This window comes from Bacillus sp. JJ1773, from assembly GCF_036962035.1.
Taxonomy (GTDB): Bacteria; Bacillota; Bacilli; order Bacillales; family Cytobacillaceae; genus Cytobacillus.
In genome coordinates this window covers 19,284-30,978 of sequence record NZ_JBALNX010000039.1, presented here as the reverse complement: position 1 = coordinate 30,978, position 11,695 = coordinate 19,284, and the positions used below count along the sequence as shown (strand labels likewise).

The 11,695-nt window shown below is 36.4% G+C and carries 9 protein-coding genes and 2 pseudogenes; 8 read left to right on the top strand and 3 right to left on the bottom strand.

The features are described from left to right. The first annotated feature begins 98 nt into the window (after positions 1 to 98). The 3 genes and pseudogenes from cysI to V7127_RS10360 all read left to right on the top strand — a co-directional run. The gene (cysI, locus tag V7127_RS10370) at positions 99 to 1,820 is read left to right on the top strand and encodes an assimilatory sulfite reductase (NADPH) hemoprotein subunit (RefSeq protein WP_335485589.1); all 1,722 of its coding nucleotides are present in this window, start codon (positions 99 to 101) and stop codon (positions 1,818 to 1,820) included. 16 nt (positions 1,821 to 1,836) lie between these two features. Then, positions 1,837 to 2,223 (top strand): annotated as a pseudogene (locus tag V7127_RS10365) (FMN-binding negative transcriptional regulator); the annotation flags it as partial. 36 nt (positions 2,224 to 2,259) lie between these two features. Continuing rightward, positions 2,260 to 2,339 (top strand): annotated as a pseudogene (locus V7127_RS10360) (MGMT family protein); the annotation flags it as partial. A 41-nt stretch (positions 2,340 to 2,380) separates the two neighbouring features. On the opposite strand, the gene V7127_RS10355 reads toward V7127_RS10360, so the two are convergent. Continuing rightward, positions 2,381 to 3,415 (bottom strand): DUF3231 family protein, encoded by a 1,035-nt coding sequence (locus V7127_RS10355; RefSeq protein ID WP_335485586.1) that lies wholly within the window; start codon positions 3,413 to 3,415, stop codon positions 2,381 to 2,383. 203 nt (positions 3,416 to 3,618) lie between these two features. Here V7127_RS10355 and V7127_RS10350 point away from each other — a divergent pair, with 203 nt between their 5' ends. Further along, positions 3,619 to 4,713 (top strand): Ger(x)C family spore germination protein, encoded by a 1,095-nt coding sequence (locus V7127_RS10350; protein ID WP_335485583.1) that lies wholly within the window; start codon positions 3,619 to 3,621, stop codon positions 4,711 to 4,713. Between the two features lie 78 nt (positions 4,714 to 4,791). Here the strand turns inward: V7127_RS10350 and V7127_RS10345 are convergent, their stop codons facing one another. Together V7127_RS10345 and V7127_RS10340 are read right to left on the bottom strand one after the other, a co-directional pair. Next, a complete protein-coding gene (locus V7127_RS10345) occupies positions 4,792 to 5,889 on the bottom strand; it encodes a GerAB/ArcD/ProY family transporter (protein WP_335485580.1) in 1,098 nt (365 codons plus the stop codon). 81 nt (positions 5,890 to 5,970) lie between these two features. After that, positions 5,971 to 7,413 carry a spore germination protein gene (locus tag V7127_RS10340; RefSeq protein WP_335485772.1) on the bottom strand — a complete coding sequence of 481 codons (1,443 nt, stop codon included), beginning with the start codon at positions 7,411 to 7,413 and terminating at the stop codon, positions 5,971 to 5,973. Between the two features lie 393 nt (positions 7,414 to 7,806). Between V7127_RS10340 and V7127_RS10335 the strand changes: the two genes are divergently transcribed. From V7127_RS10335 to V7127_RS10320, 4 genes are all read left to right on the top strand, one after another. Further along, positions 7,807 to 8,334 carry a CBO0543 family protein gene (locus V7127_RS10335; RefSeq protein ID WP_335485577.1) on the top strand — a complete coding sequence of 176 codons (528 nt, stop codon included), beginning with the start codon at positions 7,807 to 7,809 and terminating at the stop codon, positions 8,332 to 8,334. A gap of 158 nt (positions 8,335 to 8,492) precedes the next feature. Continuing rightward, a complete protein-coding gene (locus V7127_RS10330) occupies positions 8,493 to 9,368 on the top strand; it encodes a DMT family transporter (protein ID WP_335485574.1) in 876 nt (291 codons plus the stop codon). A 225-nt stretch (positions 9,369 to 9,593) separates the two neighbouring features. Beyond that, entirely contained in the window at positions 9,594 to 10,121 is a 528-nt protein-coding gene (locus V7127_RS10325) for a sigma-70 family RNA polymerase sigma factor (protein WP_335344953.1), read from the top strand. Then, positions 10,096 to 11,436: a DUF4179 domain-containing protein gene (locus V7127_RS10320; RefSeq protein WP_335485571.1), complete on the top strand. Its 1,341-nt coding sequence runs from the start codon at positions 10,096 to 10,098 to the stop codon at positions 11,434 to 11,436. Before V7127_RS10325 ends, V7127_RS10320 begins: the two co-directional genes overlap by 26 nt. The last annotated feature ends 259 nt before the right edge of the window (positions 11,437 to 11,695 follow it).

Below are 11,695 nucleotides of genomic sequence, written 5' to 3'. Positions count from 1 at the left end.
CTAATATATTGTGAAATTGATAAAGTGTAACAACAAAAAGTAGAGGAATCCAAAATAAGTGGTGAGATAAATTAAATGCAGAAAGGGAGTTGCTCGTTATGGTCTTGAAGCAAGTACTAAAAGCGCCAGACGGTCCACCTAGTGATGTTGAACGGATTAAAGAGGATAGCCATTATTTGCGAGGGTCACTAGAAGCATCGATCCAGGATCCTCTAAGTGCAGGAATAAACGATGATGATAATCGCTTAATGAAATTTCACGGCAGCTATTTGCAGGATGACCGTGATCTTCGGAATGAGAGGCAAAAGCAGAAGCTTGAACCGTCCTATGGATTTATGCTGCGCGTACGCGCCCCGGGAGGTGTCGTAAGTTCGGAGCAATGGCGTGTCCTTGAGGAGCTAGCTGATAATTATGCTAATAGAGCTTTAAAGCTGACAACACGGCAATCCTTTCAAATGCATGGCGTATTAAAATGGAATATGAAAAAGACGATTCAAGAAATTAATGGCATTCTATTAAATACGCTTGCCGCTTGCGGTGATGTCAATCGGAATGTGATGTGTAACCCTAATCCATATCAATCTGACATTCATTCCGAAGTATATGAATATGCAAAAGCCTTAAGTGATCATTTAATGCCGCGAACAAGGGCATATCATGAAATTTGGCTCGATGAAGAAAAAGTTGCTGGCACGCCGGAAGTGGATGAAGTTGAACCTATTTACGGCAAGCATTATTTGCCGCGTAAGTTCAAGATTGGCATTGCAGTACCGCCTTCAAATGATATTGATGTCTTCTCTCAAGACCTTGGATTTATCGCGATTGCGGAGGAAGGCATTCTTCAAGGCTTTAACATCGTAATTGGAGGAGGAATGGGCTTTACACATGGTGACAAAGCAACTTATCCTCAAGTGGGCAAAGTGATCGGCTTCTGTACACCAGACAAAATAACGGAAGTGGCAGAAAAGATCATTACCATTCAGCGGGATTACGGAAATCGTTCTATCCGTAAATATGCCCGATTCAAATATACAATTGACAGGCTTGGACTGGAAGTGGTTAAAAACGAACTTGAAAACCGACTTGGCTGGAGCTTGGAAGAAGCAAGTTCATATCATTTTGATCATAACGGCGACCGATACGGCTGGGTGAAAGGGATTGATGGGAATTGGCATTTTACCCTTTTTGTTCAAAATGGCCGCGTGACGGATTATCCAAATTACAAACTGAAGACTGGCCTGCATGAAATCGCAAAAGTTCATTCAGGAGATTTCCGGCTAACTGCCAATCAAAATTTGATTATCGCTAATGTTTCAACTGAAAAGAAGGAACAGATCAGTGAACTTATCGATAAATATGGATTGATGAATAGTGATTTTTATACAGCTCTTCGTCTCAGTTCGATGGCCTGTGTGGCACTTCCGACTTGTGGATTAGCAATGGCAGAAGGTGAAAGATATCTACCAGTTTTAATCGATAAAATAGAAGAAATTATTGATGAAAACGGTTTGAGAAATGAAGAAATAACCATTCGCATGACCGGCTGTCCTAACGGATGTGCCCGTCCTGCACTTGGAGAAATTGCTTTTATGGGTAAAGCGCCAGGAAAATATAATATGTACCTCGGTGCAGCCTTTGACGGAAGTCGCCTAAACAAAATGTACCGTGAAAATATTGGTGAGAAAGACATCTTAACTGAATTGCGTGTGCTGCTTTCACGCTACGCCAAAGAACGGAAAGTGAAGGAGCGCTTTGGTGACTTTGTTATTCGTGCTGGCATCATAAAAGCAGTGACCGATGGGACGAATTTTCATGACTAATTGATGGTGAAAATCACATGCTTATATTTCATCTTCATGGTACGAGCATGAAAATGTCCCAACATGGAATTATCAGGCTGTACACATCTATGGGACAGCCAGCATATTAAATAAAGATGAGTTACAACATGAACTTATACTGATGCTGCAAAAATATGAAAAGCATCGTGAGAATCCAGCATTTTGGGAGAAGCTTTCTCTGGAAGTATTAGAAAAAGAACTAAAAGGTATTGTTGGATTTATAATTAAAGTACAAGAAATTCAAGCGGCCTACAAATTAAGTCAGAATCGAAATGAGAAGGATTATTTTAACATCGTTGAAAAACTGTATGGGGAAGATGATCTAAACTCACAGCAGATGGCAAACGTGATGAAAAAAGAAAGAAAAATTGATGTACAGTGAAACCAGAAAATGTACGAAAAGCTAAGTTAATATGTTGCTGTAGGGGCGGCGATTGAGCTAATCCGGTATTAATTACGGTACCGTGTCATCGAGTAGTGGGAAAGAATGGACATTAATTCAAAGGAATAGCAGGGACAGAAAACTTGTCCCTGCGCTCTTATTTAGAGGTCAAATCTTCTCTGTTTGCTGCTTCTGGAGGCTGCTCCATCCATCCATTTTCAATCATAAGTTTGGCGGCTGATTCTACAAATAAGGAGATATTTGCTAATGATTTAGTGTACACCAGTGCGATATCATGTCTGCCATTGACAGCTAAGGAATTTCCTACTGCTCGAATTTTCATGGAAAACATATCTACTTTATGAAATAACATTAATTTATCTGAAAAAGGAGCAACGATTGATGTAGTGACTAAATGGTCCAAATAGGCTGGTGCTGGCAGGTTTTCCTTATGCAATTTTTCCATATAGTGTTCAATTACCTTATTTGTAATATCTTCCCCTTTCTTAAACAATTCACGAACTTTTTTTGATTTTGCCGTTTGACAAAAGCTTAAGAGTATCGCTTTGCTAGTCACGTTATTCTCGATATTATCGTAAAGATGGGCAATTTCTAATGCGTGCAGAGTCCTGATATCTCCAAAAAAGCCATTTAGAAAATCTTTGTCGATAAATTTCACTTCCTCAGGTATTGGAATATAGGGCGGTTTCCTAATGAAGCCTTTATTCAATAATATGCTTTTGACTTGTTCGAGTAACTCAATCGTAGAATTCATGCAATAGAGGAAAAAGTCATTTACATCCTTTCTGAACACTAAAGGAATGGCGACATTATATATGCTCATTCCAGCTTTCCCTACATAATTTAAATAATGTACGTAGAATTCATCTTCGAAAAGCCTCGGTGCATCAAGGTTTACATCCTTATCAGTAAACCCAGCCGGAATCGGAAAGTTATCCTTTTCAAAAATGTCCTCTATCGTTTTTAAAAATTCTTTAACTAAGTTCAGAGCGTTGTCCAATAAATTTTTAATTTCATTATCCTCAACATGTTGAAGAAAGTAGCTAATCACACATTTTGACATACTATTCCCCATATATACTGCCCATAGTTTCCCCATTTCTGCTGATGTTAATTTTTCATTTTGATTTGCTGGTGTTTCGGTTGTTTTATATTGTTTGACCGGTTCCATCGCATAATCACATCCATTTTTTTATTTAGCATTCCCTCTCGCTTTAAATCCTTATTCTATTTTGAGGACTTGATCTTGAAATAAAAATAATTTCATACTTATTTGGCAAAATATAATGTAAGGTTGTTCTTTCCAAATATAGTAAAGATATTCTTGTACCCATCCTCTTGTAAAATTACTCTCTTAAGATAAGGAGATACATAATGGTAAAAAAAGTTTTCATCCCTATTTTCTGTTTTGTTTTCATTCTCGGAGGATGCATACAGACTAAAACGATTGAAAAAATTCAAATCATTGAAAGTATTGGATATGATGCGGCTGAAGACAAAAAATACGAATTAACATTAGGCGTTATCATGTTTAGTCCGCAAGAGAAAGGCTCTTTTACAGGTAAAACTATCAGCGCTGCAAATTTTACTGGGTATGGTGCTGTTTGGAATGCCGAAAGAGAATTGCCGAAAGCTGTCGCAAGCGGAAAAATCCTAATTGGTTTATTCGGAGAGGGTTTGGCAAAGAGAGGGATTGGCACGTCTTTGGATGGAATAAAAAGACATCCATCCATCGGGAGGCAGGTTGACTTTTGTATAGTTGAAGGGGAAGCGAAAAAGTTGTTAGACGGAAAATATGAAATAATGGATCAGACGACTTCACGTTATATCAAAGACCTTATTACACATAGTAAAAAAGGAAATTTACCAACATCGAATTTTCATGAATTTATGTATGCCTATTATTCAAAAGGGCAAGATGCTTTTATGCCAATGCTAAAAAAACATGGAGAAAATGTCCAGCTATCGGGGCTTGCTTTCTTCCAAAAAGATAAATATGTTGATAAAATTGGCGCCGAAAAACTGTTCGTTTTTAAAATGTTATACGAGAATATGAATAGAGGAACTTATGCTGCCTCCTTTCCAGATAAGGATATGTATATTTCGATGGAAACCTTAAAATCCAAGGTGGATTATACGATTACAAGTGGAATGACACACCCCAAAATTAAGATTAATGTAAAAATGAATGCTCTAATAGATGAAGTGAACTCGAACATTAAGTTATTGACAGTAATGGACGTGGGAAAATTTGAGAGGTTGTTAGGAAAGGATTTAGAGGAGAAAGGATTAGAATTAATTAACCAGTTCAGGGAAAAGGGGATTGATCCTTTAGGAATAGCAGATAGAGCTAGAAGTCAAACAAGGGGATGGGAATTAAAAAAGTGGCAGGAATTATTTTCTGATGCCCCTGTTGAATTAAATATTAAAATTGATTTTCTGGAAACAGGTATATCTGATCATCATTAATAAAATATTGTAAAAAAACAAAAGAACCGCACGATAGAACTGTAATTCTTTTGTTTTTTTGTTTATCTTGGGATAATATTATTGTTTTTGTTTAGCCCCTTTCAGCTTATAAATAATTTTCTGTGCGATAAATAGGAAAGGAATGTAACCATAAATAAAGTAAAAACCAGCGTCACCAGCTATGCTTCTTAATTTTTCAATGCTTGTCCGTTTTTCAATCATCCCCGCAGCTACTACTAAAACGAACAAAATGACAACTAAAAGGAACCTTTTGTTGACTGGAAATATCTGAATAAGGCCTCGGTGTGCACTCCATATTGTCAAACAAATAATTGGCAAAACGATAAATAACCAAGCTGCTATTCCAAAATGTTCAAACCGTTCAATACCTGGCAATTCAATGATTTTCCAAAACATAATGGTACTCCAAACTATATGCTTCAGCTGATCTTGATGATAATAAACGATAGTGATGATGGCGATGTAAACAAAAATAAAAGTAGTTAATATGACAGCAAAATGAGCCCATTTTTGTGATTTTTCAGGATGCTTTATAAAGGGATAGAATATTAGTAACAATTCAAACCCGGTCATGCTGAGTGTCCCCGTTTTTGCTGAAACCAAAATATCTGAAATACTATGATCCATAATCGGAAATAAATTGCTGAAATGGGCAAATTTCAGCGGAAAAAGAAAGGACAATAGCAGAGGGAGCATGTAAAGCGTACTTAAAAAGCAAATACCTATTATAACTCGGAACCCATTAATGACAAAATAGCCTACAACCAAAAGAACAACTAGGCAAAAAAACCATACTGATATTTCTGGGAACACCCACAATTGGATGATTTCGACATAAACACGTAAGACGGTTAATCCTAGCATTAATATATACAATGTAAATATCAAACTAAGTATTCCACCAACCCATCTTCCAAACAGCTCCCGGTGGATAGCGATGATATCGCCTTTCCCCTTATTCAAGATTCTATATAAGATCCAAACTAGGACATGGATGCTCATCCCTGACAGAATAATGGAAATCCACATATCTTGTTCAGCATGGCGGCTAATTTTGGCTAGGTCAAGAACCCCTACACCCAATTGCATTGCATTAATGGTATAGAAGACAAGAAAGGGGGAAATTAGAAGATTTTCTTTTATTAGATTTCGCATCACGTCACCAGTTTCTGTAGGAGCGGGCCTTATCCATTTTTTCGATCAAATAAAACAAGTCAGCGGCCCACTCTTAAATTGTTAATTTTCATTATCATTTATTTCATTAAGACGAGTTGGATTTGCGCGCATAGGATCTTCCGGCCGCTGATATATAGGCCGCTTAGCCTGGCGATTGAAAGGCATTCTGAAAAAAGCATCTTTTAAATCTGAAAGTCGAGGCGGAAAAATAGGCTCAATAAAAGGCCTTCCTAAAGATGTCAAATTGAGCAGGTGACCTACCATAAAGGCAAAGAAAACCGCGATTCCGATTAAACCCCAGATTTGCGCAAACACTAGAAATGGAAAGCGGATCAAACGGATTGTGTTGCTCATTTGATAAACAGGTGTAGTAAATGAGGCTAGTGCAGCCAGTGCGATAATAATCAGTAATACACTGCTAGTTAATCCAGCATCAACGGAGGCGGTTCCAATAACAATACCACCAACGATACCGATCGTTTGACCGACCTTGCTCGGCAGCCTTGCTCCTGCTTCACGCAATAGTTCGATGACTAATTCCAAAATAATCACTTCGAGAAAAGGCGGAAAAGGAACGTCTGCCCTGGATGTAATTAAAGTAGCTAATAAATCCAACGGAATCATTTCATAATGATACGTACAAATGGCAACATAAAATGGGGTTGAAAATACCGAAAATGTAACAGCAAACAAACGAATTAAACGAAAGCTCGATGCAATATACCAAACTTGAAAATAATCTTCGAATGCAGAAAAAAATTCAACGATCGTAATGGGTGAATAAAGGGCATGCGGGGATCCATCAACCAAAATAGCAATTTTCCCTTCAGTCAGGACTGCACTCACACGATCAGGACGTTCTGTATCAAGCATTTGCGGAAAAGGCGAATTTTTATTATCTGAAATCATTTGAGTAATATATGAACTGTCAATAATATGGTCATATTCAATATCAGAAATACGCTGTAACATCGTATTGATATTTTCCTGATTCGCGATTCCGTCAATATATATGATCGCTACTCTTGTTTTTGAAACTTTCCCGACTTCGATTTCGCGTATTTGTAATTGCGGGAGCAGAAGCCTTTTTCTTATTAGGTTAATATTCGTATCAAGAGATTCCACAAAGGCTTCTTTGGGCCCAACGACCGTAAACTCTACCTCTGGCATTGTTACTTGTCTTCTTTCCACTGTAACAGCAGAAATCGATAGACAGCGCGCATCATGTTCATTCATCTGAATGATGATGGAGCCATTCATGATTTTCGATTGAATTTCTTTTACATCATCCGTTATGAGAATTTGTTCGATCGGCAGCAGCTTTTTAATTTCATCCAGGCTATTAAAGGAATTCTCCGTTAAATATGGAAACACGTCACGATGAATGAAATCCGGATTCACCATTGTCTTAATATAACTTATCCAGCATCGTCCGCCTTTTGTTTCAAACTCAAACCTTTGGAAATCCTTTGATGGTTTTAAGGTGTTAATTAAATCTTCCATAGTAAATCTGTTAACGTTCTGCTTATCAGGCGATTTCTTTTTTGACCATTTTAGCCAATTAAACAATTTATGAAGCTCCTCCCCATGAAACCGCATTATAGAAGATCATCATTTTGCTTATGCTATCATCAGGTTTTCTATCAAGATATCGACAGTCTTCTTCAATTTTCTGCATGATTTGTAATATTTACTATGTTTAAGGATATCCAAAAAGGCTTCTCATTATTAAATAAAATAAACCCTCTTAAACGAAGCCAAGCAGGATAGAAAAAGTGAAATTGTCCATATTATTAGGAAAAGAAAGGCAACATTCCATCTGGGTGTGGCTAAAATCAGGGGCAGTCTTTTTTTTATACAAAAAAAGGGAATTGAATGTACAGAGGGTGTGTAGAGTTGAATGCGTTTTATGGCTTATTGTGGATTCTGGCATTGGTTAAATGGGGTGATATGAAGAATTGGAAGAAGTATTATCCGACCATATTATTTTATGCTTTAGGTGACTTTCTTTATCTTTATCTATTATCAGACTTTTATCCAATGTGGAAATATGTTCCTCAGGGTTTGGATAAATATTTCGGCTTAACCAGTACCCATATAACTTTAGCCGCAATTTTAATTAAATATCCAGCCACGATCCTTATTTACCTATCTAAATTCCCAGATAGAAATAAGATAAAACAATTCCTATATGTGATAGGCTGGGTGTTGATTTATTTTATAAATGAATTAATCGATGTTAAGCTTAACCAGTTTACATACTTTAATGGCTGGAATTTATATTGGTCAACCATGTTCACTATTGTTATGTTTTTAATACTTAGAATCCATCATACCCGTCCACTATTGGCATGGTTCTTTTCATTTCTTTTTATTTTCCTTCTATGGCAAGTATTTGATGTTCCTAGTAAAGTGTTTAGGTAAAACAAAGCTCCTCAAGCAATGTTTAATATATAAAATGATTTTGACTCAATAGGTAGTTTAGAGCCCGTACAAAAATAATTTCGTAAGTTTAGAAAATTAATCAGCTTCATATATTTCTTCTCATGGTATTATTGTTTTTAGTCAGGAGGAGAAAGAAGATGAAACGATATATTGGGGATGGAATGCTGCTCTTTACAGCGATTGTCTGGGGCAGCGGGTTTGTTGTAACTGCGATTGCACTAGAATATTTAACAGCTTATCAGGTGATGGCAGGCAGATTTGTGATCGCAACCCTCATTCTAATGATCTTATTTGGATATAAATTCAAAGGGTTTACGAAGTCTATCATATGGAAAGGCGTCCTTTTAGGAACTTTTTTATTTATCGGCTTTGCCTTGCAAACGGTTGGTTTAGAATATACCACCCCATCCAAAAATGCCTTTTTAACAGCCGTTAATGTTGTCATAGTTCCAATTATTGCTTATCTCTTATATAAACGCAGAATTGATCGTTATGAAATGGTCGGCTCTTGTATAGCCATCGTTGGTATTGGATTTTTGTCATTGCAAGGTACTATGACCATTAATATTGGTGATACATTATCTCTCGCATGTGCAGTTGCATTTGCTTTTGATATATTTTATACGAATCTTTTTGTTCAAAAGGAAGATGCTATATCACTAACGATTGTACAGTTCATAACAGCATCTTTGTTAAGTGTTGTGGCAGTGTTCATTCATGGGGATATACCGACAACGCTAGAAAATGAAGCTATATATTCAATTGTGTATTTAGCGATATTCTCAACAACGATTGCTTACCTTTTTCAAAATATCGCCCATCAATATACAACGGCGACAAAGGCGGCTATTATTCTATCGACTGAATCCTTTTTCGGAATGGTCTTATCGGTTATCTTTTTACATGAAATACTGACAGGCCGTATGATCATCGGTGCTGTGTTAATCATGCTCGCTATATTATTTGCTGAAGTGAAGCCAGTGTTCCGTAAAAAGCGGGCTTTGGTGAAATAATCTGTTATTCAGAATAGGATTAAGAGCTGTATATCTGCTGCTCAATAAAAAAATTTTATAATACACTTTAAAGAGAAGAGCGTGTTTCTTTATGACATGCTCTTTTTATTATTTTACAAATAAATGGAACGATTCTGTTTAAGTCAATGTCTAATAGGTAGGACGTCTTATTAAAACCGAGCGCGCTGTTGTCATATTGATAATGAAACAAAAAGGAGGGAGATTGTGTCCATTTTTAAATCATTCTCTAGCCATTCCTTTGAAAAATTAATTAAGCATGAGCAGGAAAAACTTTATAAAGTTGCCTATTCATATGTAAAAAATGAACAGGATGCCCTTGATATTGTGCAGGAAGCCATTATTAAGGGATATAAATCCTTTCATAAATTGCAGGATATTCATTATTTTTCAACATGGATGACTAGGATACTAATAAATACGGCAATTGATTTTATTAGAAAATCTAAGGATGTTATTTTGCTTGAACCAGACTGGGTTGAAACTGGTCTAAATGAGGAGAATGCTGCCATTATGGCGATGGATATTGAACAAGTTTTTGAGATGCTAAAGCCACAGCAAAAAACATTGTTGCTTCTTCGCTTTTACTACGGATATTCTATTTCGGATATTTCAGAAATACTGGATAAACCAGAAGGAACCATCAAGTCTCAATTACATAGGACACTTTATCAGGTAAAAGGAATGCTTGAAAAAGGAGGAGTCACGTATGGAGAAGCTTCAAGAAGATATTAGGAAGATGGTAAATAATGTGCCTGTTCCATCAGATCAGCTAAACAAAACAGTCCAAGATGGGTTAAAAATAGGAAGAATAGGTAAAAAACAGTCATTTTTAAAAAGCCAGAGGATACTAGCTAGTATTGCCTCCGTTCTCATTATAGCTATTGGAGGTATATTATTAAATTCATACATGACAGGAACTTCAACTGGCCAACATGCGGAAAACATTTTATATAACAACGGGGATGAAGGATTAAAACTGATGGTTAAGGAGGGGAAGGTAAAAAAACTATCATTAGCAGCGGAAGATCAAAATATAAAGGTCATGCTGGAAGAGGCGTATTTGGACAATCATCAATTAGCCATATCCTACCACGTAGAGTTTAGTGATCAAATGAGGAAGAAATATGATACATCTGACATTGAATTAGAACTATTTGTGAATGACCGTTCAGATGGGAATTCTTATTTTAGCGGAATGAATACGAAGGATCTGATAGAAAAGGGAGATATTTTAAAGTTTTATAATTCGAAGGAATTCCCTATCACTTCAGAGCTTGAAATTCGTATTAAAAAGATTAACGATGTAGAGGGAGATTGGTCCTTTGCTTTCACCTTGCAGAAAGATAGTGAATACATTGAAAAGACTAGTCCAATTGTAAAAGAGGATGAGCTTGGAAATTCATTTGCTGTCAAAGAGGTTCAACTAACTCCATCCTTTTTGCTTTTAAACACTAAAATAGAAATGAAGTTGCAGGAAGTGATGCCCGACAACAGTTATCTTGATTTGTCATTAGTTGCGATTGGACCTGACGGGGTTATGTATCTAGAAAAGGCGGTTAGAAGCACAAGCAGCAATAAAAATGCTTATGACCAAATTGTTTCAGAAAGAATCTTAAACGAGAAAGTTGAAGTGCCTAGAAGTATTAATGTCCATTCTTATAAAATTGTTCCCTATATCTCAACGTATAAAGGAAAAGAGATACCATCCAGCAATGGAAAAGCCTATATGTGGGAAAGTGTTACAGCACCTTTTATGAAGGGAGCCATTTTAAACTTAGATTCAAAAATAAAAGTATTAAACATCATAGAGAATACCGCAGGGACCGTTGTCCATTATGAGATGGACCCATTACAGCCTGTTTTCCCGAGAATCATAAATCAAAAGACCGATCAACTGTACGAGGCTATTAGCTTTAAACAACTGCCTAACCATATAGAAGTAACCTATCCAAAAGTTAGTCAAGAAGAACCACTTGAATTCAATATGATTGATTCTGCTTATAAAGTATTTTCAGATTTAGAAATTAATATTGATTTAAAAGAATAAACCTTGTTTGATGAAATAACAAAAATTACCTTGTCTGACAGTTGACAATTATATGAAAAAGATGGTAATCTTCAAGAACACTAAACAATTTAGCAAAGGAGGTAAGGACAATGAGAATGGTTAAAGTGAGCTTCAAGATGAAAAATTTCATATATTGTCCACGCCTATTCTCTGTGTAATTGTGAATTCCTGAAGCATAGAAGGGTATGGAGGAACTTCTATACCTTTTTGGAGATGCATGCTCTTTTTAGGGTATGCA